Source organism: Amycolatopsis roodepoortensis, from assembly GCF_014873915.1.
GTDB lineage: Bacteria > Actinomycetota > Actinomycetes > Mycobacteriales > Pseudonocardiaceae > Amycolatopsis > Amycolatopsis roodepoortensis.
Map to the genome: position 1 here is coordinate 1,471,244 of NZ_JADBEJ010000004.1, position 23,280 is coordinate 1,494,523.

Here is a 23,280-nt window from a genome sequence, read left to right on the forward strand (position 1 = left end):
CAGGCTGTCCGCGTGCGCACGCTGATGACCATGTCGCTCCTGCTGGCCGCCGTCCTCGGTGGCTGCGCCGCCGCGCCGGTGAGCGACGCCGCCCCGCCCGCGCCCGAGAAACTGAAGGTGCGGGTGGTTTCGACGCTGCCCCACGACCCGGCCGCCTTCACGCAGGGCCTCGAGTTCTCCGGCGAGACGCTGTACGAGGGCACGGGCCTGGTCGGGAAGTCGTCGATGCGCGCCGGGCCCCCGGGCGCGGCGCCGTCGGTCCGGCAGGACCTGCCCGGCCTGTTCGGCGAGGGCATCACCGTGCTGGGGCCGACAGCCTGGCAGATCACCTGGAAGGACGGCGTCGCGATCGAACGCGACGCCAAGACACTGGCCGAGCTGAGGCGTGTGACCTACACCGGCGAGGGCTGGGGGCTCTGTCACCGCGACGGGCAGCTGGTGATGAGCGACGGCTCGTCGAAGCTGACCTTCCGGGACCCCGCGACCTTCGCTCCGACAGGCAGCGTCGATGTCGGCCGGGACCAGCTGAACGAGCTGGAATGCGTCGGCGCCTCCGTGTACGCGAACGTCTGGCAGACCGACCGGATCCTGCGGATCGACGCCGCGACCGGGCGGGTGACCGGCGAGATCGACGCGTCCGGGCTGCTCGCTCCCGAGGAACGGGGTGCCGCCGACGTCCTCAACGGCATCGCGGCGGTGCCGGGGACCGACGAATTCGTGCTCACCGGCAAGCTCTGGCCGAGGATGTTCCGCGTGAAATTCGTCCCCGCCGCCTAGAAAGCAGTGGTGAACGCGCGAAGCGAGACCCGCGTAAGGCAGGATTGAAGCGTGGGAATCTTCGGCTCGAACTCTGGACGCGACGGCACGCCTTCCGGCAGGCCGGGCAAGGAGCGTGGCCGCAAGAGCAAGCGGAAGTGGACGCCGGAGCCGGGGGCCGCCCAGGCACGCAGCTGGTCCGCTCCGTCGCCGACCCGCGTCGATCAGCAGCCGGTGCCGCCACCGCCGCCGCGCGCGGCCCGTCCGCAGCCCCAGTACCAGCCGCATCCGGCCGGGCCGACCGCCGACGAGGCGCGCACCGGCGCGATCCCGATGGGTCACCACCAGCCACCACCGCCTCCACCGCCGAGGACACCTCCCCGCGGCGCGCGACCGTTTCCGGATCCTTCGCAGCGGCAGACCGAACCCGTCCGGCGTCGTCCGGGCGGGTTCTACGACGAGCACCCGCCGGGCAGCGGCGAGTACGAGCACTACGACACCGGCGGTTACGCGGGTGAGCCGCGGGTCGCCCAGGAGCAACCGCACGAGCACCCGACGACCGCGGTCCCGCCGCGCGCGGGCTCCCTGCCGAAGATGCCGAAGAAGATCACGGTCACCCGGGTCGCGGCGATGCGCAGCCGTCAGCTCACCGGGCAGGCCGTCGGCGCCTTCCAGCGCGCGACGAAGGCGGACGGCGCCGACAAATCGGGCCTCACTTCGCTGACGTACGCGGTGATGCTGAACTACGCCAGCGACGCCGCCATGGCGATCGCGCTGGCCAACACCCTGTTCTTCGCCGCCACCAGCGGGGAGAGCAAGGGCAAGGTCGCGCTCTACCTGCTCATCACGATCGCCCCGTTCGCGCTGGTCGCGCCGGTGATCGGCCCGGCGCTGGACAAGATCCAGCGCGGCCGCAGGCTCGCGATGTGCGTGTCCTCGGCGGGCCAGGCGCTGATGGCCATCGTGATGGCGCTGCACTTCGACGACTGGCTCCTGTACCCGGCGGCGCTGGGCATGATGGTGCTCTCGAAGTCGTTCACCGTGCTCAAGGCCGCCGTGACCCCACGCGTGCTGCCGCCCGAGATCACGCTGTCGAAGACGAACGCGCGGCTGACCGTGTTCGGCCTGGTCGCCGCCGGCGCGTTCGGTGCGCTGGCGAGCGGGGTCAACGCGATCTGGGGTTCGCAGGGCGCGCTGTGGTTCACCATGCTGATCTGTATCGCCGCCGCGGTGCAGTCGATGCGCATCCCGTCCTGGGTCGAGAAGACCGAGGGCGAGGTGCCGGCGTCGCTGTCCGCGCATCCCGAACGGCGGGTCAAGAAGCAGCGGCAGCCGATGGGACGCCAGATCGTCCTCTCGCTGTGGGGCAACGGCACCGTCCGGGTGCTGACGGGGTTCCTGATGATGTTCTCCGCGTTCGCGGTGAAGGCGCAGGCCGAGGGCAGCGGGCAGAGCCCGTTCGAACAGCTGCTGCTGCTCGGCATCATCGGCGCCGCGGCCGGTGCCGGTGGCTTCCTCGGCAACGCGCTGGGCTCGCGGCTGCACTTCGGCAAACCGGATCAGGTGATCCTGGCCTGTGTCGGAGCCTGTCTCGGCATCGCGATCATCGCCACCGTCGCGGCGGGGCTGGCGACGGCGGCGATCGTGGCGCTCGTCGGCGCGACCGCGAGCGCGCTGGCGAAGATCAGCCTCGACGCCGTCATCCAGGAAGACCTTCCGGAAGAGTCGCGCGCGTCGGCGTTCGGGCGGTCGGAGACCGTGCTGCAGATGTCCTGGTGCTTCGGCGGTGCCGTCGGCCTGCTGCTGCCGCCGACGTACTGGATCGGCTTCCTGGTGCTTTCGATCCTGCTGGCCGTCGGGTTCACGCAGACGTTCATGGTGCGGCGCGGCACTTCGCTGATCCCGGGACTCGGCGGCGACCGGCCGCTGCGTCCGGAGCCGACCAGCGAATCGCCGATCCCCTCGCAGCCCGGTGACTCCCGGTGGCGGCCGGGCTCGTAATCTTCACCGTATGCGGCGACTTCGTATTGCAGCCCTACTCGCGGCGGGTGGTTTCGTGGTGGCCGGTTGCTCGGCCCCCGGCCCCGAAGAGGTGACCTTCTTCGCCGACGGCAACACGGTGAACGTCACCCCGCTGGCGTCCTGCGACATCAAGAGCGCGCAGTGCACCACCAGGCCCGACGCCGCGGGCAAGCTGCGCATCCGGCCGGGGAAGCCGGTGCAGATCTCGGTGCCGAGCGCGATCGCGGAGACGCCGTGGAAGGTCACGGTGCAGTACGTGAACGGCAAGGGCGAGCCGCAGGAGCTCAAGCAGGACATCATCACGTCGCTGGACCGGTTCGCCTACACCGTGACGACGCCCCGGCCCGACGACCAGATCCTCGTCGTCGAGGTCGCGCAGGCTTCGGTGATCAGCCAGACGGGACGTCCGGAGGACGCCGAGGCGGTCACCACGGCGATCTGGTCGCTGCAGGTCGAGCCGCCCGCCGCCTGAGGGGAGCAAGGGACCTTTGCTACCACTCGCGGATCTCCCCTGAGCTGAATCGCGTGAAGGCCCCCTTCCCTCGGCTGAGCCGAGGGAAGGGGGCCTTCACGCGCTTGGGCCGCGGGGGCGCCGATCAGGGATCGAGATCCCGGGCGACGGCGCGCATGATCTCGGCGATCTGCTTCGTGTTCTTGCGGTCCGGGTAGCGGTTGCGCCGCAGATCCGGCTGCACCTTGAGCTCGAGCAGCTTGATCATGTCCTCGATGAGCCCGTGCAGCTCCTCGGCGGGACGGCGGCGCGCCTCGGCGACCGACGGCGGCGGGTCCAGCAGCCGGACGGAGAGCGCTTGCGGGCCGCGGCGGCCGTCGGCGACACCGAACTCGAGGCGCTGGCCCGCCTTGAGCCCTTCGACGCCCTGCGGCAGCGCGGCTTTACGGATGTAGACGTCGGCGCCCCCATCCTGGGTGACGAAACCGAAACCCTTCTCCGCGTCGTACCACTTGACCTTGCCGGTCGGCACTTCCCTCACCAGTCCTTTGCTGTCCTGCTCACAACGAACGCGCCCGGGGGCGTACCCAGGGCGCGCGTCCCATAAGCGTATCTCGCCACACGCCCTGTGGAGAAGCGGATACCGGCGGATACCCTCTGCTTCATGGAGACCGCAGTAAAGGAGGCCGCTGTGGCCGTCCCCGAAAAGCCGGGCAAACCGATCCTCATGCGCGTCGGCATCGGCCTGTTCGCGCTCGGCATGCTCGCCGTCACGGCGGTGTTCGTGCTGTTCGCCGCCGGTCTGGAGAACCTGCCGGTGTGGCTGTCCGCCGCGGCGGGCGTGATCACTCCGCTGGGGCTCGCCCTCGGTCTGATCGCCCTGATCCGCGAGGCTCGCCGAAAGAGCTGAACCAGCCGGGGAACTCGGTCAGCGAGTCGAACACCACGTCGGCCCCCTCCGCGAGCAGCTCCTCCTTGGTGCACGGGCCGGTCGTGACCCCGATGGGGACCGCCCCGGCCGCCAGCGCGCCGCGGATGTCGCCGAGGTGGTCGCCGACGTAGACACGGGCGCCGTGCTCGGTGAGCGCGGCGGCCTTCTCCGTCGACCACAACTCCCCGACCAGGACGTCGACCTCGAGCCCGAGTGCGTCCAGGTGGAGTTTCGCGTTGGGCCCGTACTTGCCCGTGACGACGACGGTGCGCCCGCCCGCCGCGCGGACCGCGTGCAGTGCTTCGGCCGCGCCGGGCAGCGCGACCGTCACGGGCACGACCGTGTCCGGATACATCGCGCGGAACCGGGTGACCAGCTCCGGGATCCGCTCCTCCGGCGCCCCGAAGCCCCGCAGGCTGGCGTCGAGGGGCGGGCCGAGGTTGGCCGCGAAGTACTCGCCGTCCAGCGGCAGGCCGGACTCCACGCCGAGCGCGTTCATCACCGCGACCATGCCCGGCCGCGGATCGATCAGTGTCATGTCGAGGTCGAACCCCACGGTGATGCCCACCAGGCCACGGTAGCCGCCGCCACCGACAGATTTACAGCCGATGGGTTCCCGTCAACTTCTTTGACATGGACACGATCTGTGTCAAGCTGGGACTGTGGGCGAGATCACCAGCTTCTCCGATCGGACCAAGGCCTCCCTGCGGGAGGCGCTGCTCGACGCGGCCACCGAGCTGCTCACCGAACACGGTTACACCGCCTTGCGGATGGCGGACGTCGCCGCGCGCGCCGGGGTGAGCAGGCAGACCGTCTACAACGAGTTCGGCAACAAGGCCACGCTCGCCCAGGCCGTGGTCCTCCGGACGACGTCGGAGTTCCTGGAAGGCATCCGGTTGCGCGTGCAGGACGCGAAGGACCTGCGCGACGGGATCCGCGAAGCGGTCGTCTACACGATCGAGCACGCCCGGGAGAACCGGCTCGTCGCCACCACGCTGGGCACCGAAGCGGGCGAAGACCTCCTGCCCCTGCTGACCACCAAGGGCGAGCCCATCCTGACCGCGGCCACCGAGGTCGCGGCCGGGCAGTACCGGGAGTTCGAGCCGTCGCTCTCCCCGGAATCCGCCACGCTGCTGGCGGAGACCGTCGTGCGGCTTTCCCTGTCCCATCTCGTCATGCCGACGCATCCGGCCGGCGAAGCGGCGGCTTCGGTAGTCGCCGTGCTGGCGCCCGCGATCCGGGCGCTGACCACCGATTCGTCCACAATGGAGTGACACGAAGGGTACGTCATGACCGATACGCTCTCCGAACTGCGGACCGGTTTTTCCTCACTGCGCAAGGGCGGGCTGAACTGGGACTCGTTCCCGCTGCGGCTGTTCGTCAAGGGCAACCAGAAGTTCTGGAACCCCGCCGACATCGATTTCTCCCGTGAACGCGAGGGCTGGGAGTCCCTCAACCCGGAACAGCAGCGGTCGACGACCTATCTGGTGGCGCAGTTCATCGCGGGCGAAGAGGCGGTCACCGAGGACATCCAGCCGTTCATGCGGGCGATGTCCGCGACGGGCCGCTTCGGCGACGAGATGTACCTGACCCAGTTCTGTTTCGAAGAGGCCAAGCACACCGAGGTGTTCCGCCGCTGGATGGACGCCGTCGGGCTGACCGAGGACCTGCACCCGTACGTCGCGGAAAATCCCCACTACCGCAAGCTTTTCTACGAGGAGCTGCCACAGTCCTTACGCGCGCTGGAGGACGATCCCAGCCCGCTCAACCAGATCCGCGCGAGCGTCACCTACAACCACGTCATCGAAGGCAGTCTCGCGCTGACCGGGTACTACTCGTGGCAGCTGATCTGCACGCAGCACGACATCCTGCCGGGAATGCAGGAGCTGGTGCGCCGGATCGGCGACGACGAACGCCGCCACATGGCCTGGGGCACCTTCACCTGCCGTCGTCACGTCGCCGCGGACGATTCGCTGTGGGACGCGGTGCAGCAGCGGATGGGCGAACTGCTCCCCCACGCGCTGGGGATGATCCAGTGGGTGCAGGACCAGTTCGAGGAGATCCCGTTCGACAACGATCCCGAGGAGATCATCCAGTACGCGGCCGACCGGGCGCAGCGGCGCCTCGGCGCGATCGAGTCCGCGCGCGGGATGCCGGTGGAGCAGATCGACCTCGACTACTCGCCGGAGAACCTCGAAGAGACCTTCGGCGAAGAAGACGCGAAGGCGATCGCCGCGGCCGCCGCCAACACCGCGGCCTGATCGCGCGTGAAGGCCCCCTTCCCTCGGCTGAGCCGAGGGAAGGGGGCCTTCACGCGAGTGTCACGCGTGTTTGGTCGCCGCCGCCTTTTCGAGCCCGAGGATGCTGATCGACTCCGCCCGCATCTCGACCTTGCGCACCTTGCCGGTCACCGTCATCGGGAACTCGTCGACGACGTGGACGTAGCGCGGGATCTTGTAGCGCGCCAGCTTCCCCTCGCAGAACTCCCGCACGGCTTCGGCCGTCAGCGGCTCCGCGCCCTCGCGCATGCGGACCCACGCCATCAGTTCCTCGCCGTACTTCTCGTCCGGGACGCCGATGACCTGCGCGTCGAGGATGTCCGGATGGGTGTAGAGGAACTCCTCGATCTCGCGCGGGTACAGGTTTTCACCGCCGCGGATGACCATGTCCTTGATCCGGCCGGTGATGTTGACGTACCCGTCGGCGTCCATGATCGCGAGGTCGCCGGTGTGCATCCACCGCGCCGCGTCGATCGCCTCGGCCGTCTTGTCGGCCTGCTCCCAGTAGCCGAGCATCACCGAGTAGCCGCGGGTGCAGAGTTCGCCCGGTTCGCCGCGCGGCACGGTCAGCCCGGTCTCCGGATCGACGACCTTGACCTCCAGATGCGGCCCGACCCGGCCGACCGTCGATACCCGCCGTTCCACCGAATCGTCCGCGCGGGTCTGCGTGGACACCGGCGACGTCTCGGTCATGCCGTAGCAGATCGACACCTCCGCCATGCCCATCCGGTCGATGACCTGCTTCATCACCTCGACCGGGCACGGCGAGCCCGCCATGATCCCGGTGCGCAGCGAGGACAGGTCGTGGGAAGCGAAATCCGGGTCGGCCAGTTCGGCGATGAACATCGTCGGAACGCCGTACAGGGACGTGCACTTCTCGGCCGCGACGGCTTCGAGGGTGGCCTTCGGCTCGAACGCGGGCGCCGGGATGACCATGCACGCGCCGTGCGTCGTCGCCGCGAGATTGCCCATCACCATGCCGAAGCAGTGGTAGAAGGGCACGGGGATGCAGATCTTGTCGGCTTCGGTGTAGTTGCAGAGTTCGCCGACGAAGTAGCCGTTGTTGAGGATGTTGTGGTGGCTCAGCGTGGCGCCCTTGGGGAAACCCGTGGTTCCGGACGTGTACTGGATGTTGATGGGGTCGTCCGCGGAGAGCTCGGCCTGTCGTTTCACCAGCGGCGCGCGGTCGGCCTTGTGGCCGATCTCCAGCATCGACGGCCACTCGGGACCGTCCAGCAGCACGACGTGTTCCAGCGCCGGGCATTTCGGCCCCGCTTCGGCGATCATGCCCGCGTAATCCGAGGTCTTGAACGAGTTCGCGGCCACGATGAGCTTGATCCCGGCCTGGTTCAGCACGTACTCCAGTTCGTGCGAGCGGTACGCCGGGTTGATGTTGACCAGGATCGCGCCGATCTTCGCGGTGGCGTACTGGACGCAGGTCCACTCCCACCGGTTCGGCGACCAGATGCCGACGCGGTCGCCCTTGGCGATCCCGAGGTCGAGCAGGCCCAGCGCGAGCGCGTCCACCTCGGCGGCGAGTTCGGTGTAGGTCCAGCGTTTCCCGGCGGCGCGGTCGACGAGCGCGTCCCGGTCGCCGAAGGCGGCGACCGTGCGATCGAAGTTGTCACCGATGGTGTCCCCCAGCAGCGGGGTGTCCGAGATTCCCGATGCGTAGCTCGGTACTGCGGGGGCGTCGGGCATGGAGACTCCTGCGTTCGGCGGCATCGACGCGTCGAGTCTAGGAACGCGACGTGACGGCGGCCACCTGCAAGTGGAGACCACCTCGGGGGAAACCCGGAGGCCGGGTCCGGCGGCGGCCGATATCGTCGAAGACATGCGCCTCTACATCGTCGACGCCTTCACCTCCGAGGCCTTCGCCGGTAACTCCGCCGGCGTCGTGCTGCTGGACTCGCCGGGCGACGCGGGCTGGATGCAGTCCGTCGCCGCCGAGTTGAAGCACGCCGAGACGGCCTTCGTCGAGGTCGGAGGCGAAGGCCCGAAGTCGCTTCGCTGGTTCACACCGGAGACCGAAGTCGACCTGTGCGGGCACGCGACGCTGGCGACCACGCACGTCCTCGGCGGTGAACAGACCTTCACGACGAAGAGCGGCGAGCTGCGCTGCCGCGCCGAAGACGGCTGGGTGTCGATGGACTTCCCGTCGGATCCGCCCCGCGAGTCGGACGACGATCTGTCGTCGATCCTGCCGGGCCTGGAGTTCGACTACGTCGGACGCAGCAAGCACAACCTGTTCGCGGTGGTCGACGACGCTTCCGTGGTGCGGTCGCTCGTCCCGGACCTCGCCGCGCTGCGCGCGCACTGGAACGGACGGCTGATGGTCACCGCGCCGGGTGACGTGGCCGGGATCGACTTCGTCACCCGGTTCTTCGCGCCGGGCGTCGGCATCGACGAAGACCCGGTCACCGGCTCCGCGCACTGCGTCCTCGCGCCGTGCTGGGCCGCCCGTCTCGGCCGGGACAAGCTCGTCGGCGAGCAGGCCTCGGCCCGCGGCGGCATCGTGCGGATGAACCTCGAAGGCGACCGGGTCCTGCTTTCGGGGCAGGCGGTCACCGTGGCCAGCGGGGAGTTGCACGTCTGATGCGCCTGATCCTGAACGTCATCTGGCTCGTGCTGTGCGGCCTGTGGATGGCGCTCGGCTACGTCGTCGCCGGCGTCATCTGCTGCATCCTGATCGTCACCATCCCGTTCGGGCTGGCGTCGTTCCGGATCGCGGCGTACGCGCTCTGGCCGTTCGGCCGCACGGTGGTGGACCGGCGCGACGCCGGGGCGGCGTCGACGATCGGCAATGTCATCTGGTTCCTCTTCGCCGGGCTCTGGCTCTCGATCGGGCACGTGCTGACCGGGGTCGCGCTGTGCATCACGATCATCGGGATCCCGCTGGGCGTGGCGAACTTCAAGATGATCCCGGTCTCGCTGATGCCGCTCGGCAAGGAGATCGTCGAGCTCCCCTGAGGGGGGCGCCGGGCTCGCCCTGCAGTACGTGAAGGCCCCCTTCATTGCGTCTAGCGCAGTGAAGGGGGCCTTCACGTACTTGGGCCGACAACGCGCCCGGCGCGTCAGTCCTCGGGTTCCCAGGGCAGCGGCACGATGAGGCACGGACCGCCGACGAACAACCCGCCGTCGATCCCGAGCGCCTTGCCGCCCGCGTAGAGGTACGGCCCCTCGATCTGCGCGGGATGGATCCCGAGCTGGTCGGCGATGACGCTGTGCCCGTGCACGATGCGTTCGCCGCCGAGCCGGTCCATGAGCTGCTGCGCGACGTCGGCGCCGTCCGGGCCGCGGAAGGCGTACCGCGTGGTCATCCGCCGCCACACATCCCACCAGGCCTGGATGTCGCTGCCTTCGAGGATCTCGCGGCCACGGGTGTTGATCTCGTCGATGTCCTCGCCCCAGCCGAGGTACTCGAGCGTGTCCGAATGCATCAGCAGGTGGTCCGCGGCCAGCGTCAGCATGGGGCGGGAGCTCAGCCACTCGATATGCTGCGGAGTGAGCCTGTCCTGGTCTTCGAGCAGGCCGCCGTTGATCTCCCAGCTGCGGGCGAAGCTGCGCGGCCCGAAGTCGGACGGCACCTCGGTGTCGCCGAAGTGGTACATCCCGAGCAGCAGGATCTCGTGGTTCCCCAGCAGCGTCCCGCAGCGCCCGCCCGCGGTGGCGGCCTGCCGTTCCAGCCGCATCACCAGGTCGATGACGCCGACGCCGTCGGGCCCCCGGTCGACGAAGTCGCCGAGGAACCAGAGCGTCGATTCCCCGCCCGACCAGTCGTCGTCGGAGTCGATCAGCCCCTTCTCCCGGAGCGCTTCGGCCAGCTCGTCCCGGTGTCCGTGCACGTCACCGACCACATAGGTCGGGGACGCGGGCTGATCGTCGTGCATCGTCTGACGATAAGCCCTCCGCATGCGACCGTGCCGCTCAGCCTTCGCCGAACGGGTCGCCGGTGCGCCCGACCAGATCGGCGATCGAGTCGATGATCTTGGTCGGCCGGTAGGGGTAGTGCTCGGCGCTTTCCCGCGTGGAGATGCCGGTGAGCACCAGGATCGTCTGCAAACCGGCCTCGATTCCCGAGTGGACGTCGGTGTCCATCCGGTCGCCGATCATCAGCGTCGACTCCGAATGCGCGCCGAGCCGCCGCAGCGCGGACCGCATCATCAGCGGGTTCGGCTTGCCGACGTAGTACGGCGAGCGGCCGGTCGCCTTCTCGATCAGCGCCGCGACCGAACCGGTGGCGGGCATCGAGCCCTCCATGCTCGGGCCCGTGGCGTCCGGGTTGGTGGCGATGAACTTGGCGCCGCCCTCGATGAGCCTGATCGCGCGGGTTATCGCGCTGAAGCTGTACGTGCGGGTCTCGCCGAGGACCACGTAGTCCGGGTCGCGTTCGGTCAGCACGTAGCCGACTTCGTGCAGCGCCGTGGTGAGCCCGGCCTCGCCGATCACGAACGCCGAGCCGTTCGGCCGCTGTGACGCGAGGAACTTCGCGGTCGCCAGCGCGGAGGTCCAGATGGCCTCCTCGGGGATGTCGAGACCGGTCCGCTCGAGCCTCGCCCGCAGGTCACGCGGGGTGTAGATCGAGTTGTTGGTCAGCACCAGGAAGCCGATGTCGTTGGCGCGCAGCTCCTTGAGGAACTCGTCCGCGCCGGGTACGAGGTGCTCCTCCTGGACCAGCACGCCATCCATGTCGCTGAGGTATGTCCAACGGCGCTCGTTCATACCGCCCACCCTAATGATCCGAGACGGCGTGAACAGCCACGGACGCCGCCTTGACCGAAAGATCGACCGGTGTGCCGGGTTCGAGCGCCAGTTCGGCGACCGCGGCCGGGGTCAGGTCGGCGGCGAGGCCGGCCGCCCAGTCGTCGCCGCGGGCCCGGACGCGGATCACCGGTCCGTGTGGTTCGAGCGCGTCGACGATTCCCTCGACGGTGTTGCGCGGGCTGCCCCGGCGCTCTCCGTCCCGCAGATACACCGCGACGGCGCTCGGCGCGAAGACGGCGACGGCCGCTTCACCCTCGACGACGTCCTCGGCCGGAATTCCCGCTAACTGCCCGCCTGACGTGCGCAAACCACCCTCGGCGGCGATACCGGCCACCAGGTTCAGCCCGGCGATCCGCGCGGTGAACGCCGTGCGCGGGGCGGAGAGGACCTTGCGGGTCTCGCCCCGTTCGACGATCCGGCCGCCGTCGAGGACGGCGACGTGATCGGCCAGCGCCAGTGCGTCGAGCGGGTCGTGGGTGACCAGCACGGTCGGCGGCCCGGACCGCAGGACCCGCCGGAGCAGCCCCCGGATGGCGGGCGCCGCGTCGACGTCCAGCGCGGCGAAGGGCTCGTCGAGCAGCAGGAGCCCCGGCTCGGCGGCCAGCGCCCGCGCGATCGCGACGCGCTGTGCCTGCCCGCCGGAGAGCTGCGCGGGCCGCCGTCCCGCCAGTTCGAGGGCGTCCACTTCGGTCAGCCACTCCCGCGCGCGCTTCTTCGCCTCGGCACGACCGGCGCCGGTCGAGCGCGGAGCGAAGGCGACGTTGTCCAAAGCGGACAGATGCGGGAAGAGCAGCGCGTCCTGGGAGAGCAGGCCGATACCGCGCGCGTGCGGCGGCAGGCCGGCCAGGTCGCGGCCGTCGAGGGTGATCCGTGCCCGGCTGGGCCGGAGCAGACCGGCGAGACAGCCGAGCACACTGGACTTTCCCGACCCGTTCGGGCCGAGCAGCGCGAGCACACCGCCGTCGGGGACCTCGAAGCCGACGTCCAAGGTGAACTCGCCGCGCCGGAGGGCGAGCTCGGCCGAAAGAGTCACGACCGGACTCCTTCGAGCGCGCGCGGCCGGGCGAGCGCGATGACCGCGACGGCGACCAGGATGAGCAGCAACGCGAGCGCCACCGCGCTGTCGACGTCGACCTCGGCCTGGGTGTAGACCTCCAGCGGCAGGGTCCTGGTCACCCCTTCGAGGCTTCCGGCGAAGGTGATCGTCGCGCCGAACTCGCCCAGCGCCCGCGCGAAGCTCAGCACGATGCCCGATCCGAGCGCGGGCAGCAGCAGCGGCAGCGTGACCCGGCGGAAGACCGTCCACGGCCTGGCGCCCAGCGTCGCGGCGACCCGTTCGTACCGGTCACCGGCGCCCCGGAGGGCCCCTTCGAGGCTGACCACCAGGAACGGCATCGCGACGAACGTCTGCGCGATGACCACGGCCGCCGTGGTGAACGGCACCTGCTCGCCGGTCAGGGTGGTCACCAGGATGCCGAGGAAACCCTTGCGGCCCAACAGGTACAGCAACGCCAGACCGCCGACCACCGGTGGCAGGACGAGCGGCAGCAGCACCACCGCGCGCAGCACCCGGACCCCGCGCGCCCTCGACCGCGCGAGCACCACGGCGAGCGGGACACCGAGCAGCACACAGGCCACAGTGGACAGTCCGGCGGTGAGCAAGGAGAGCTTGAGCGCGTTCAGCGACGACGTCGAGGTGATGAGGCTGGGGAAGCGCGTCAGGTCCGATCGCACCAGCAGACCGACGACCGGCAGCACCACCAGCGCCAGCGCGCAGATCGCCGGCGGCCACAGCACCCACGGCACCCCGGCTCCCGCGTTTCGTCCTCTGGATGCGGTACTTGCGCGTGCATCTACCGCATCCAGAGGACGAAACGCGGGGTCAGGGCGTGCCAAAGCCGGCCTTCGCGAGTTCGGCCTTGCCCTCCGGGCCGAGGACGAAGTCCCTGAACAGCCCGGCGAGCTGAGCCTGCGGGGCGTCCTTCAGCACCGCGATCGGGTAGTCGTTGAGCGCGCCCGCGGCCTCCGGGAAGTCCACCTTGTCCACCTTCGTGGCCGCCGATGCCGCGTCGGTGACGTAGACGAGCCCGGCATCGGCGTCGCCCGACTGCACCTTCGCGAGCACCGACTTGACGTCCTGCTCCTCGCTCGCCGGCTTGAGCGTGACCCCGGACGACTGCTGGACCTTCTTCGCCGCCGACCCGCACGGCACCTGCGGCGCGCAGACGACGACGGTCAGCCCGTCCTTCGCGAGATCGGCCAGCCCCTTGATGCCCTTGGGGTTGCCCTTGCCGACCGCGATGGCGAGCCGGTTGGTGGCGAAGACCGACGGCTGCCCGTCGATCAGCTCCGCCTTGGCGGCCTTGTCCATATTGGCCTTGTCGGCGGAAGCGAAGACGTCCGCTTTCGCGCCCTGGGTCAGCTTCTGGACCAGCGCCGAGGAGCCCTCGAAGCTGAACTTCACGGACACCCCGGAGTTCTGCGCCTCGAACCGCTCGCCCAGCGCCCCGAACGACTCGGTCAGCGACGCGGCCGCGAACACGGTGAGCGTCTTGCCCTCCGCGGCCGGCTCCCCGGATCCGCAGGCCGTCGCGGCCAGCGCCAGTGCGGCCAGGACGGGCGCGAGCTTCCTCATCGGCTTCCTTCCGGGGTTTCGATCACGACGGTGGTCGCCTTGACGACGGCGACCGCGAGCACCCCGGGCCGCAGCCCGAGTTCGCGGACGGCCTCGGCGCTCATCAGCGAGACCACGCGATGCGGGCCGCACTGCAGCTCGACCTGAGCCATCACCTTGTCCGTGATCACCTCGGTGACGAGCCCGACGAACCGGTTCCGCGCGGAACGGCCGACGCTCGACGGATCCTCCGGCTGTTCGGCCTGCGCCTTGGCGAACGCGGCGAGCTCGGCGCCGTCGACGACCTTGCGGCCCGCCGAGTCGTCGAACGCGGTCAACTGGCCGGCACGCACCCAGCGGCGGACGGTGTCGTCACTGACACCGAGCAGACGAGCGGCCTCGGACAACCGGAATTGCGGCATGCACGGAAGATTACTTCCGCAGATGCGGAAAAGCTACGCATCACCGGGGAGTTCGTCGCGGAGTCCGTCGAGCACCGCGCTCTGGAATCGCTCCAGCACTTTCCGTTCTTCGGGAGAGAACTGTTCGAGCACCGTCTTCAGGTTCGTGTACGCGGATTCGAAGAGCGGCGCGTGCCGTTCCATGGCGCCGGGGACGACCTCGATCAGCACCTTCCGGCGGTCGGCGGTGTCGCGGACGCGGCGGGCGAGACCGGCCTTCTCGAGCCGGTCCATGACGCCGGTCACAGCGCCTGTCGACAGTCCGGTCAGCTCGGCGATCCTGCCCGCTGTCAACGGTCCCGGCGCCTGGCCCGCCAGTTCGAGCACCTTGTGATCGGTGGCCGACAGGCCCATCCGCTCGGCGATACGCGCGTGCCGGAGAACGGTCAGGGTGCTGCTTTCCCTGCCGAGATGGGCGAACCGGGCCAATTCCTCCGCCGGGAGCGGGTATTTCGCCATCCGGAAACCCTTCAGATTCGGTGCCCGTGGAATTCTAGACAGTCGGTTTTCGCCGGCTTCGGGGTTAGTCTGGTGTCAATGACAGCAGTCGATCTCGGGTTTCCCCGTGTCCCCGGTACACGCGGTCGCCCCAGCGTGCCCAGGCCGGACAACCCCGCTCTGATCGACACCTTCGGCCGCGTGGCGACCGACCTGCGGGTGTCGCTCACCGACAAGTGCAATCTGCGCTGCACCTACTGCATGCCCGCCGAAGGGCTCGAGTGGATGCCGAGCGCGGACGTGCTGACCGACGACGAGCTCGTGCTTCTGCTACGGATCGCCGTCGAACGGCTCGGGATCACCGACATCCGGCTCACCGGCGGCGAACCGCTGCTGCGCCAAGGGCTGGAGAAGATCGTCGAGCGGGTCGCCGCGCTCGAACCGCGACCGCGGCTTTCCATGACCACCAACGGGATCGGGCTCGCGAAGCGCGCGAAGTCGCTCGCCGACGCGGGACTGGACCGGATCAACGTCTCACTGGACACCGTCGACCGCGCGCTGTTCGAAAAGATCACGCGTCGCGACCGGCTTTCGCATGTGCTCGCCGGCATGGCCGCGGCGCGCGAGGCCGGGCTGGACCCGGTGAAGGTCAACGCGGTGCTGATGCGCGGGCTGAACGAGGACCAGGCCGTGCCGCTGCTGCGGTTCTGCCTCGCCGAGGGCTACCACCTGCGCTTCATCGAGCAGATGCCGCTGGACGCGCAGCACGGCTGGAACCGCGCCGACATGATCACCGCCGAGGAGATCCTCGGCATGCTCGGCGAGGAGTTCGCGCTGTCGCCGTTCCCCGCCGCGCGTGGCGGGGCGCCCGCCGAACGCTGGCTGGTCGACGGCGGGCCGGGTGACGTCGGCGTGATCGCGTCGGTGACCCGTCCCTTCTGCGGCGCCTGCGAGCGCACCCGGCTGACCGCGGACGGCGCGGTGCGCTCGTGCCTGTTCAGCAACGACGAGACCGACCTGCGCGCCCTCGTGCGCGCGGGCGCGCGCGAAGAAGAGGTGGCGGACGCCTGGCGGGCGACCATGTGGGGCAAGCTCGCCGGGCACGAGATCAACGAGGCCGGGTTCGCGCAGCCGATCCGGCCGATGAGCGCGATCGGCGGCTGACATGGTGACCATCGTGGTGCGGTACTTCGCCTCGGCCCGCGCGGCCACCGGCCTCGACGAGGAGAAGGTGACCCTGCCGGACGGCGCCCGCGTCGCCGACGCCGTCGCCCGCCTGCGCGAACTCCACCCGGAGAAGCTGGCGAAGCTGCTCGACGCGGTCTCGTACCTGCTGGACGGCGTGGCGGTGCGGGATCTCACGCGGCCGCTGACCGAGGGCGCCGAACTGGACGTCCTGCCCCCGTTCGCCGGCGGCTGACCTGCCGTCTCCCCGCCAGGGCGTGTCGCGAAAGCCACTTTCGGGACACCTGACGTCTCGAAAGTGGCTTTCGCGACACACTGGCCGCCCGCCGACCGCGCTGACCTGCGCGAACGGCGAAAGTGGTAGCAAAGGTCCCTTGCTCGCCCACTCGAGTTCACCGTCCGGTCGCCGAAGCAGCCGAGGATGCGCCAGTGATCACTCCCCGCCGTATCCTCGCCGCACTGCTCGCCGCGGTCGCCGCCACGAGCCTCGCGACCGCTCCGGCGTCCGCCCACGAACGCGGCGTCCGGCCGCTGCCGCAGGCGCACAGCCACAACGACTACGAGCACACGCGTCCGCTGCATGACGCGCTCGACCAGGGCTTCACCAGCGTCGAGGCCGACATCTTCCTGGTGGACGGGCAGCTCCTGGTCGCCCACGACCTCGCGGACACCCGCCCGGACCGCACCCTCGAGTCGCTCTACCTGGAGCCGCTGCGCCGTCGTGTCCTGGCCAACCACGGGGTCGGCGTCTACCGGCAGCGATCGGAGTTCCAGCTGCTGATCGACGTCAAGGGGGACGCGAACAGCACCTACGCGGCTCTCGAGAAGCGTCTGTACGACCCGCGCTACTCATTCCTTTTCTCTCTGTACGCGTACGGACACGTCAAGAAGCGGGCCGTCACCGCGGTGATCTCCGGCGGGCGCCCCAAGGACGTGATGCTCGGGCAGAAGTTCCGGCTCGCCTTCTACGACGGCCGGATCAGGGACCAGAACGACCTCGGCATCGGCTCGGACCCCCGGGTCACCCCGCTGGTTTCGGACTCCTGGAGCGGCCTTTTCACCTGGACCGGTGAGGGCCCCTTCCCCGCCGAGGAGCGGGCGAAACTGCACGATCTGGTCAAGCGGGCCCACGCGGCCGGTCAGCGTGTGCGCTTCTGGGCCACGCCGGACACCGCCGGGCCAGGACGTGACGCGTTGTGGAAAGAGCTGGTCACCGCCGGGGTCGACCACCTGAATACGGATGACCTGCCAGGACTGGCGAACTTCTTGAGGTCTCGCTAAAGTGCGCGGCCCATTCGCGCGCGAAGGCGCACGAATGGGCCAGTCACTCCTTAATCCACGTGATGCAAGCCTCACGATCCGTGAATTATCTCGGTCAGGAAACGGCCAGATAACGGCCCGCTGACCTGCATAAACAGCCGAATCGTTATGGGTTGCGTGCTGTTACTGTGATGTAGGTCACAGCTCGAATAATTTCCGATCAGGCCGTTCGTTACGTACCGTCGCTTTTCGGTTGGCCCCGACCGACCACGCAACACCGGGAACCCGTAGCGCCGAGCCCTGTCCAACGGATTCCCGGACCCAACCCCGAGCGAAAGCATTTCCGGACAGGGACGAGGGGACCGAGCCGACGCGTCGTGCGTCAGGCGAAGTCAGCCGGCCTGAAACGGCCGGCCAGGACCCACGGGTCTTTCCCTCAGCACAGGCTCGTAGGCGCAGGGAGCGAGATTCATTCACATGTCTTACCGAGGCAAGCACCGCAAGATGTCCGCCGCCACCCGTCACATCGCCCGCGTCGCCATTGCGGGTGTCGCGGTCGGCGCTCCCCTCGCAATCGCCGCGACCCCCGCGTCGGCGACCAACTGGGACGCCATCGCGCAGTGCGAGAGCAGCGGCAACTGGAGCACCAACACCGGTAACGGTTACTACGGTGGTCTGCAGTTCTCGCCGAGCACCTGGCGCGCCTACGGTGGCACCGGCAGCGCGCACAACGCGTCGCGTGAGCAGCAGATCGCCGTCGCCGAGCGGGTCCTCCAGGGCCAGGGCATCGGCGCGTGGCCGAACTGCGGCAAGAAGGGCGGCTCCGCCAGCCCCGCCAAGGCCAAGTCGAGCGCCCCGAAGGCCACCAAGAAGGTGACCCCGAAGAAGTCGACCGCGCCGGTCCAGAAGCAGCAGGCCCCGGCCCCGGCCGTCGCGAATGTCGCGAACTCCAACCCGGCGGGTGACTACACCGTCGTGGCCGGCGACACGCTGTCCAAGATCGCCTCCAAGTTCAACGTCCAGGGCGGCTTCCAGAAGCTGCAGGAGCTGAACAAGGAATACGTGCCCAACGCCGACTTCATCGTCGTCGGCCAGAAGCTCGCCACCAAGTGAGCTCTTGAGCACCGGTAAGTCGTGATGCCCGCGGGATTCCCCGCGCGGCCACGTCACGACTGACAAGGCCCCACCGCGCCATTCCCCCGGCGGTGGGGCTTTGTCGTGCCCGGGGCGCTTCCCTCGCATCGCATGCGGGGAAAGTCCCCCTTCAGCCCCCTACGGCGAGTTGACCCATTCGTCGCTGCCGTCGCTGAAGTGCTGGTGCTTCCACACCGGCAGCCGCGCCTTGACCTCGTCGACCAGCTCCGAGCAGGCGGCGAACGCCTGCCCCCGATGCTCGGCCGCCACGGCGCACGCCAGCGCGACGTCGCCGATGGCCAGCGCGCCCAGCCGGTGGCTCACGGCGACCGCCCGCACGCCCTCCCACTTGCCCGAGAGATCCGCGACGACCTCCGCGAGCACGTCGGCGGCGCTCGGGTGTCCTTCGTAGGCGAGCCGGTCCACCGACCGGCCGCCGTCGTGGTCCCGCACGACCCCGCCGAAGGTGACGACGGCACCCGCGGCCGCGTCGTCCACCAGGCGGGCGTGTTCCTCGACCGAAAGCGGCTCGTCCACCACCGCGATCCGTGCGACCCGAACGCTCACTGCTGTCCCTCCCGTGGGTGGTCGCCGCCCGCCAGCTGGTCGACGGCGTGGTCGAGGATCCCGTCCAGTACGCCGAGGCCGTCCTTCACCCCGCCGCGTGAACCCGGCAGGTTCACCACGAGGGTCCGGCCCGCGACTCCGGCGACCCCGCGCGAGAGCACGGCCGTGGGCACCTTGGGCAGCCCGGCGGCCCGGATCGCGTCCGCGACGCCGGGGAGCTCGTAGTCGAGCACGGCGCGCGTGACGTCCGGGGTGCGGTCCGTCGGCGAGATACCGGTGCCGCCGGTCGTCACGATCACCTGGACCCCGGCCACGACGGCGTCTCGCAGGGCTTCGCCGACCGGCTCCCCGTCCTCGACGACCACGGGCGCCGGCACCTCCCAGCCCCGTGCGGTCAGCCAGTCCGTGATGACCGGGCCCGTGGTGTCCTCGTAGACGCCCTTCGCGGCGCGGTTCGACGCCACGATCACCCTCGCGACCCGCTTCACGGCCGCTCCCAGGTCCCGGTCTTGCCGCCGTCCTTGCGGATCAGGCGGACGTCGTCGAGGGTCGCCGCGGGATCGACGGCCTTGATCATGTCGTGCAGGGTCAGCCCGGCGACGGCGACGGCGGTCAGCGCCTCCATCTCGACGCCGGTCCGGTCGTTCGTCTTCGCGGTCGCGGTGATGTGCACGGCGGTCTCGTCGAGGACGAACTCGACCTTCACGCCGGACAACGCGATCTGGTGGCAGAGCGGGATCAGCTCCGGCACCTTCTTCGCGCCCATGATGCCCGCGATCCGGGCGGTCGCGAGGGCGTCGCCCTTGGGTAGCCCGTCCGTCGCCAGCAGGCCGAGCACCTCGGCCGTGGTGTGCACGGTGCCGCCCGCCAGCGCGGTGCGGGCGGTGGGCGTCTTGCCGGAAACGTCGACCATACGGGCGGCACCCGTATGGTCGACGTGGCTGAGTTCACTCACGCCCAGCAGGCTAGTCCTCAGAACATCCGCTGCTTCGAGCGAACCTCGTCGAGCGCCTTCTCCCGTTCCCGCCGCTGCTCCGGCGTCATCGAGGCGAAGAGCCCGCCCTTGTCCGCCGCGCAGGCCGTGTCGCGCGCCGGGCGCTTGCCTTCCACGAAGAACCGGTTGACGGCGTTGTTGCCGCAAGCGTTCTCGTCGCTCAGCCAGACCCCGTGCCCGCCCTCGTCCACGGTCACGATCCGCGCCCGGTCACCGAGCGCGCGGCGCATCTCCTTGGCCCCGCTCAGCGGCGTCGCCGGGTCACGCAGGTTCTGCACCATCAGGATGTTCGACGGTCCCCGGTCGCCGATCCGCACCGGCGGCTCGATCGGCTCGGACGGCCAGTACGCGCAGGCCCAGATATTCGCTCCGGCGGCGCCGAACATCGGGTACTTCACCCGGTCCTTCGCGACGTTGCGCTGGTAGGTCGCGACGTCCTCGGGCCAGTTCGTGTCGTTGCAGACCACGTGCAACTGGCCGGACAGCAACTGCGCCGGGTCGATCTGCTGAGCCTGCGCGGTCTGCTCCACGGTGCCTTCGGTGTCGAGCGCCTGCCACTGCTGCGCCAGCACCGGGAAGGAACTGGTCGCGTACAGCGCGCCGAAGGTGCCCATGCGGAACGCCGCGCCGTCGACACCCGGGACGGCGCCGCCGTCGAGCTTGGCGACGAGCTCGTAGAACTTCGCCGTCACCTGCTGTGGAGTGCGGCCCAGCCCGTAGCTCGCGTGCCGCGCCGCCGCCCATTTCGCGAAGTCCGGGAAGCGGTCCTCGAACCCCTCCGCCAGGCGGCGCGAGGTGACCGGATCGAGCCCGCCGGGGCCGGTCACGCTGTCGATCACCACGCGATCGGTCTGCCGCGGGAACAGCGTCGAATACACGGCGCCCAGGTAGCTGCCGTACGAAACGCCGTAGTACGACAGCTTCTCCTCGCCGAGGGCTTCCCGGATGCGGTCCATGTCGCGGGCGGTGTTGGCCGTGGTGATGTACGGCAGGTTCGCGGCGGTCGCCGAGGCCCCGCACTGCTTGGCGACGCCCTCGACGTACTTCGCGCGCTCCGCCACCGCCGCGCCGTCACGCGCGTACGGCGGGACGTTGCTCACCTGCTGCTCGGGCTTGAGATCGCAGGTGACCGGCGTGCTGCGCCCGATCCCGCGCGGATCGAAGCCGATGATGTCGTACGCGTCGAGCACACTCGACGGCATGCCCGCCGACCGCAGGCCGGCCGGCATGGTCAGCCCTGGCCCGCCGGGGCCGCCCGGGTTGGTCAGCATGATCCCGCGCCGCTTCGCCGGCTTGGTGCTGGCGAGTTTCGAAACGGCGATGTCGATGGTCTTCCCGCCCGGGTCCCGGTAGTCGAGCGGGACCTTCAAGGTGGCGCACTGCACGCCGGGCGCGGCCACGTCCTCCGGACACGGCCCCCAGCCGACAGACGAAACCGCGGCGGACGCCGTGGCCGGTACGAGTACCGCCATGGTGACCGCCGCGGCCGTGAGTGTCCCGATCCTGCTCAGGACAGAGCGTTTCATCCCCAACCCCCGTCATGATCGACTTCCTGGTCGGAGTCGAGCCTATGAGCGGGCCATCGGCGGAGTCGTCACCCTGAAGTCGGCCCCGGGATCGGCCTCAGTGATGACGCTCCCTCCGAATGGAGCAAGGGACCTTTGCTACCGCGTCCTACTCGTGGGCAGCGGCCTTGGCAGCCTTTGCCGCCTTCTTCACGGCGTCCGCCACCGCGGGGGCGACGGCGTTGTCGAACACGCTCGGCACGATGAACGAAGCGTTCAGCTTGCCGTTGTCCACCACGTCCGCGATGGCGTCGGCGGCCGCGAGGAGCATCGAGTCGTCGATGTGGTGCGCCTGAGCGTCGAGCAGCCCACGGAAGACGCCGGGGAACGCGAGCACGTTGTTGATCTGGTTCGGGAAGTCGCTGCGGCCGGTGGCGACCACGGCGGCGTGCTTCTGCGCCTCCAGCGGGTCGATCTCCGGGTCCGGGTTGGCCAGCGCGAACACGACGGCGTCGGATTTCATGGTCGCGACCTGCTCGGCCCCGAACAGGTTCGGCGCGGAGACACCGATGAACACGTCGGCACCGACGAGCGCCTCGTGCAGCGTGCCCGCCTGCTGCTCCTTGTTCGTGTGCCCGGCGATCCAGGTCAGGTTGTCGTCGAGGTTGCCGCGCGCGGAGTGCACGATGCCGTCGATGTCGGCGGCCACGATGTCGCCCGGGTTCTTGCGCAGCAGCAGGCGGATGATGGCCGAGCCCGCCGCGCCGACGCCGCTGACGACGATCTTGCAGTCTTCGATGTTCTTCCCGACCACGCGCAGGGCGTTGCGCAGCGCCGCGACCACGACGATCGCGGTGCCGTGCTGGTCGTCGTGGAACACCGGGATGTCGAGCTGCTCACGCAGGCGCTTCTCGATCTCGAAGCAGCGCGGCGCGGCGATGTCTTCGAGGTTGATGCCCGCGTAGACCGGCGCGAGCGCCTTCGCGATCATGATGATCTCTTCGGTGTCCTGGGTGTCCAGGCAGACCGGCCACGCGTCGACGTCGGCGAACTTCTTGAACAGCGCCGCCTTGCCCTCCATCACCGGCAGCGCGGCGGCCGGGCCGATGTTGCCGAGCCCCAGCACCGCGGAGCCGTCGGTGAGCACCGCGACGGTGTTGCGCTTGATGGTCAGGCGGCGCGCGTCCTCGGGGTTCGCCGCGATCGCCTGGCAGACGCGGGCGACACCCGGCGTGTACGCGCGGGAGAGGTCGTCACGGTTGCGGAGCGCGACCTTGGGGGTGACCTCGATCTTGCCGCCGAGGTGGATCAGGAACGTCCGGTCGGAGATCTTGCGCACGCGGACGCCCGGCAGCGAGTCCAGGGTCTGCGTGATGTCCTGCGCGTGGTTCTCCGACAGGGCGTTGGCGCTGATGTCGACGACGATCGAGTCGGGGTGCGACTCGACGACGTCGAACGCGGTCAGCACGCCGCCGACCCGGCCGACGGCGGTCGTCAGGTCACCCGCCGCGGTGGACGACGCGGGGGCCTCCACCCGGACGGTGATCGAATATCCGGGACCGGGAACCGGCATGGCACTACCCCCGCTGAGGAACGCTCGAATAGGTCGATCGAAAACCTACTCCCGTGACGACCGCCACGAACCCTCGCAGGGGTAACCCGCCAGTAGCTTCTTACCGGTTGATCTCGGTCTCGGGGTGCACGTAAGGCACGTTCTCGAGCGGGAAGGTCACGTCGCCGAACGGGGACAGCGCGCCCTGCCGGTCGGACGCGAGCTCGGTGACGGGGTGCTCCCCGTCCTCACCGGGCCACGTGGGGTCGATGCCCGCGCGCTTCTTGTTATCGCCCTTCGCCACAACGTCCTCCAGAGCATGGTCAAGCGTTCTCTCCGGGACAGTCTGCCCGAACGCGGCTGCCGG

26 protein-coding genes and 1 pseudogene are annotated in these 23,280 nt (G+C 69.6%); 12 read left to right on the forward strand and 15 right to left on the reverse strand.

The genetic code is table 11. The annotated features are described in order from the left end of the window. Positions 1-12: 12 nt before the first annotated feature. Genes H4W30_RS17650 through H4W30_RS17660 form a run of 3 tightly spaced genes read left to right on the forward strand, consistent with a single transcriptional unit; the run spans position 13 to position 3,250 of the window. The gene (locus H4W30_RS17650) at positions 13-777 is read left to right on the forward strand and encodes a glutaminyl-peptide cyclotransferase (protein WP_192743788.1); all 765 of its coding nucleotides are present in this window, start codon (positions 13-15) and stop codon (positions 775-777) included. A 51-nt stretch (positions 778-828) separates the two neighbouring features. Further along, positions 829-2,757, forward strand: a complete 1,929-nt coding sequence (locus tag H4W30_RS17655) for an MFS transporter (protein WP_192743789.1) — start codon at positions 829-831, stop codon at positions 2,755-2,757. 10 nt (positions 2,758-2,767) lie between these two features. Then, entirely contained in the window at positions 2,768-3,250 is a 483-nt protein-coding gene (locus H4W30_RS17660; protein WP_192743790.1) for a DUF2771 family protein, read from the forward strand. A 124-nt stretch (positions 3,251-3,374) separates the two neighbouring features. On the opposite strand, the gene H4W30_RS17665 is transcribed toward H4W30_RS17660, so the two are convergent. Then, positions 3,375-3,761 carry a cold-shock protein gene (locus H4W30_RS17665; RefSeq protein WP_016337551.1) on the reverse strand — a complete coding sequence of 129 codons (387 nt, stop codon included), beginning with the start codon at positions 3,759-3,761 and terminating at the stop codon, positions 3,375-3,377. Positions 3,762-3,893: 132 nt separating this feature from the next. Between H4W30_RS17665 and H4W30_RS17670 the strand changes: the two genes are divergently transcribed. Beyond that, positions 3,894-4,139 carry a hypothetical protein gene (locus tag H4W30_RS17670; RefSeq protein ID WP_126730429.1) on the forward strand — a complete coding sequence of 82 codons (246 nt, stop codon included), beginning with the start codon at positions 3,894-3,896 and terminating at the stop codon, positions 4,137-4,139. Here the strand turns inward: H4W30_RS17670 and H4W30_RS17675 are convergent. After that, positions 4,075-4,728 (reverse strand): HAD family hydrolase, encoded by a 654-nt coding sequence (locus tag H4W30_RS17675; RefSeq protein ID WP_192743791.1) that lies wholly within the window; start codon positions 4,726-4,728, stop codon positions 4,075-4,077. The genes H4W30_RS17670 and H4W30_RS17675 overlap by 65 nt on opposite strands. A gap of 94 nt (positions 4,729-4,822) precedes the next feature. On the opposite strand from H4W30_RS17675, the gene H4W30_RS17680 reads away from it, so the two are divergent. Beyond that, positions 4,823-5,434 carry a TetR/AcrR family transcriptional regulator gene (locus tag H4W30_RS17680; RefSeq protein WP_192743792.1) on the forward strand — a complete coding sequence of 204 codons (612 nt, stop codon included), beginning with the start codon at positions 4,823-4,825 and terminating at the stop codon, positions 5,432-5,434. Positions 5,435-5,449: 15 nt separating this feature from the next. Beyond that, entirely contained in the window at positions 5,450-6,421 is a 972-nt protein-coding gene (locus tag H4W30_RS17685) for a R2-like ligand-binding oxidase (RefSeq protein ID WP_192743793.1), read from the forward strand. Between the two features lie 60 nt (positions 6,422-6,481). Here H4W30_RS17685 and H4W30_RS17690 read toward each other — a convergent pair whose 3' ends face one another. Beyond that, on the reverse strand, positions 6,482-8,140 hold the full coding sequence (locus tag H4W30_RS17690) for an AMP-binding protein (RefSeq protein WP_192743794.1): 1,659 nt from the start codon (positions 8,138-8,140) through the stop codon (positions 6,482-6,484). A 133-nt stretch (positions 8,141-8,273) separates the two neighbouring features. Between H4W30_RS17690 and H4W30_RS17695 the strand changes: the two genes are divergently transcribed. Next, positions 8,274-9,035: a PhzF family phenazine biosynthesis protein gene (locus H4W30_RS17695; RefSeq protein WP_192744145.1), complete on the forward strand. Its 762-nt coding sequence runs from the start codon at positions 8,274-8,276 to the stop codon at positions 9,033-9,035. Next, positions 9,035-9,409, forward strand: a complete 375-nt coding sequence (locus H4W30_RS17700; protein WP_192743795.1) for a YccF domain-containing protein — start codon at positions 9,035-9,037, stop codon at positions 9,407-9,409. The genes H4W30_RS17695 and H4W30_RS17700 overlap by 1 nt, the downstream gene beginning before the upstream one ends. Before the next feature lie 104 nt (positions 9,410-9,513). On the opposite strand, the gene H4W30_RS17705 is transcribed toward H4W30_RS17700, so the two are convergent. The 7 genes from H4W30_RS17705 to H4W30_RS17735 form a co-directional block, all read right to left on the reverse strand. Further along, a complete protein-coding gene (locus tag H4W30_RS17705) occupies positions 9,514-10,329 on the reverse strand; it encodes a metallophosphoesterase family protein (RefSeq protein WP_192743796.1) in 816 nt (271 codons plus the stop codon). A gap of 37 nt (positions 10,330-10,366) precedes the next feature. Then, entirely contained in the window at positions 10,367-11,161 is a 795-nt protein-coding gene (locus H4W30_RS17710; RefSeq protein ID WP_034308369.1) for an HAD-IIA family hydrolase, read from the reverse strand. Between the two features lie 10 nt (positions 11,162-11,171). Continuing rightward, on the reverse strand, positions 11,172-12,236 hold the full coding sequence (locus H4W30_RS17715) for a sulfate/molybdate ABC transporter ATP-binding protein (protein WP_192743797.1): 1,065 nt from the start codon (positions 12,234-12,236) through the stop codon (positions 11,172-11,174). Continuing rightward, positions 12,233-13,000, reverse strand: a complete 768-nt coding sequence (locus H4W30_RS17720) for an ABC transporter permease (RefSeq protein WP_192744146.1) — start codon at positions 12,998-13,000, stop codon at positions 12,233-12,235. The genes H4W30_RS17715 and H4W30_RS17720 overlap by 4 nt, the downstream gene beginning before the upstream one ends. 85 nt (positions 13,001-13,085) lie before the next feature. Then, the gene (gene modA / locus H4W30_RS17725; RefSeq protein WP_192743798.1) at positions 13,086-13,838 is read right to left on the reverse strand and encodes a molybdate ABC transporter substrate-binding protein; all 753 of its coding nucleotides are present in this window, start codon (positions 13,836-13,838) and stop codon (positions 13,086-13,088) included. Then, positions 13,835-14,239, reverse strand: a complete 405-nt coding sequence (locus H4W30_RS17730) for a TOBE domain-containing protein (RefSeq protein WP_192743799.1) — start codon at positions 14,237-14,239, stop codon at positions 13,835-13,837. Before H4W30_RS17730 ends, modA begins: the two co-directional genes overlap by 4 nt. 33 nt (positions 14,240-14,272) lie before the next feature. After that, on the reverse strand, positions 14,273-14,737 hold the full coding sequence (locus tag H4W30_RS17735; RefSeq protein WP_192743800.1) for a MarR family transcriptional regulator: 465 nt from the start codon (positions 14,735-14,737) through the stop codon (positions 14,273-14,275). 78 nt (positions 14,738-14,815) lie between these two features. On the opposite strand from H4W30_RS17735, the gene moaA reads away from it, so the two are divergent. From moaA to H4W30_RS17755, 4 genes are all read left to right on the forward strand, one after another. Further along, positions 14,816-15,880 (forward strand): GTP 3',8-cyclase MoaA, encoded by a 1,065-nt coding sequence (gene moaA, locus H4W30_RS17740; RefSeq protein WP_192743801.1) that lies wholly within the window; start codon positions 14,816-14,818, stop codon positions 15,878-15,880. Between the two features lies 1 nt (position 15,881). Further along, on the forward strand, positions 15,882-16,136 hold the full coding sequence (locus H4W30_RS17745; RefSeq protein WP_185926969.1) for a MoaD/ThiS family protein: 255 nt from the start codon (positions 15,882-15,884) through the stop codon (positions 16,134-16,136). A gap of 194 nt (positions 16,137-16,330) precedes the next feature. Next, entirely contained in the window at positions 16,331-17,182 is an 852-nt protein-coding gene (locus tag H4W30_RS17750) for a phosphatidylinositol-specific phospholipase C/glycerophosphodiester phosphodiesterase family protein (protein ID WP_192743802.1), read from the forward strand. 456 nt (positions 17,183-17,638) lie between these two features. After that, positions 17,639-18,274 carry a transglycosylase family protein gene (locus H4W30_RS17755; protein WP_192743803.1) on the forward strand — a complete coding sequence of 212 codons (636 nt, stop codon included), beginning with the start codon at positions 17,639-17,641 and terminating at the stop codon, positions 18,272-18,274. A 159-nt stretch (positions 18,275-18,433) separates the two neighbouring features. Here the strand turns inward: H4W30_RS17755 and H4W30_RS43740 are convergent. The 5 genes and pseudogenes from H4W30_RS43740 to H4W30_RS17785 all read right to left on the reverse strand — a co-directional run bounded on the left by H4W30_RS43740 (position 18,434) and on the right by H4W30_RS17785 (position 23,217). After that, a pseudogene (locus H4W30_RS43740) lies at positions 18,434-19,350 on the reverse strand (molybdenum cofactor biosynthesis protein MoaE). After that, positions 19,347-19,817, reverse strand: coding sequence for a cyclic pyranopterin monophosphate synthase MoaC (moaC, locus tag H4W30_RS17770; protein WP_016337573.1), 471 nt, complete (start codon positions 19,815-19,817; stop codon positions 19,347-19,349). The pseudogene H4W30_RS43740 and the gene moaC overlap by 4 nt, the downstream one beginning before the upstream one ends. A gap of 17 nt (positions 19,818-19,834) precedes the next feature. Beyond that, complete coding sequence (locus H4W30_RS17775; protein WP_192743805.1) at positions 19,835-21,382, reverse strand: alpha/beta hydrolase; 1,548 nt, start codon at positions 21,380-21,382, stop codon at positions 19,835-19,837. Positions 21,383-21,530: 148 nt separating this feature from the next. After that, positions 21,531-22,934 carry an NAD-dependent malic enzyme gene (locus H4W30_RS17780; protein WP_192743806.1) on the reverse strand — a complete coding sequence of 468 codons (1,404 nt, stop codon included), beginning with the start codon at positions 22,932-22,934 and terminating at the stop codon, positions 21,531-21,533. A 100-nt stretch (positions 22,935-23,034) separates the two neighbouring features. Further along, a complete protein-coding gene (locus H4W30_RS17785; RefSeq protein WP_125782094.1) occupies positions 23,035-23,217 on the reverse strand; it encodes a hypothetical protein in 183 nt (60 codons plus the stop codon). Positions 23,218-23,280: the final 63 nt, after the last annotated feature.

Coding starts and splice junctions, on each gene's coding strand:
- H4W30_RS17705 (WP_192743796.1), bottom strand. CDS start 10,329: ATGCACGACGATCAGCCCGCGTCCCCGACCTATGTGGTCGGTGACGTG.
- H4W30_RS17755 (WP_192743803.1), top strand. CDS start 17,639: ATGTCTTACCGAGGCAAGCACCGCAAGATGTCCGCCGCCACCCGTCAC.
- H4W30_RS17710 (WP_034308369.1), bottom strand. CDS start 11,161: ATGAACGAGCGCCGTTGGACATACCTCAGCGACATGGATGGCGTGCTG.
- H4W30_RS17660 (WP_192743790.1), top strand. CDS start 2,768: ATGCGGCGACTTCGTATTGCAGCCCTACTCGCGGCGGGTGGTTTCGTG.
- H4W30_RS17730 (WP_192743799.1), bottom strand. CDS start 14,239: ATGCCGCAATTCCGGTTGTCCGAGGCCGCTCGTCTGCTCGGTGTCAGT.
- H4W30_RS17780 (WP_192743806.1), bottom strand. CDS start 22,934: ATGCCGGTTCCCGGTCCCGGATATTCGATCACCGTCCGGGTGGAGGCC.
- H4W30_RS17685 (WP_192743793.1), top strand. CDS start 5,450: ATGACCGATACGCTCTCCGAACTGCGGACCGGTTTTTCCTCACTGCGC.
- moaA (WP_192743801.1), top strand. CDS start 14,816: ATGACAGCAGTCGATCTCGGGTTTCCCCGTGTCCCCGGTACACGCGGT.
- H4W30_RS17775 (WP_192743805.1), bottom strand. CDS start 21,382: ATGAAACGCTCTGTCCTGAGCAGGATCGGGACACTCACGGCCGCGGCG.
- H4W30_RS17690 (WP_192743794.1), bottom strand. CDS start 8,140: ATGCCCGACGCCCCCGCAGTACCGAGCTACGCATCGGGAATCTCGGAC.
- H4W30_RS17735 (WP_192743800.1), bottom strand. CDS start 14,737: ATGGCGAAATACCCGCTCCCGGCGGAGGAATTGGCCCGGTTCGCCCAT.
- H4W30_RS17745 (WP_185926969.1), top strand. CDS start 15,882: ATGGTGACCATCGTGGTGCGGTACTTCGCCTCGGCCCGCGCGGCCACC.
- H4W30_RS17670 (WP_126730429.1), top strand. CDS start 3,894: ATGGAGACCGCAGTAAAGGAGGCCGCTGTGGCCGTCCCCGAAAAGCCG.
- modA (WP_192743798.1), bottom strand. CDS start 13,838: ATGAGGAAGCTCGCGCCCGTCCTGGCCGCACTGGCGCTGGCCGCGACG.
- H4W30_RS17700 (WP_192743795.1), top strand. CDS start 9,035: ATGCGCCTGATCCTGAACGTCATCTGGCTCGTGCTGTGCGGCCTGTGG.
- H4W30_RS17695 (WP_192744145.1), top strand. CDS start 8,274: ATGCGCCTCTACATCGTCGACGCCTTCACCTCCGAGGCCTTCGCCGGT.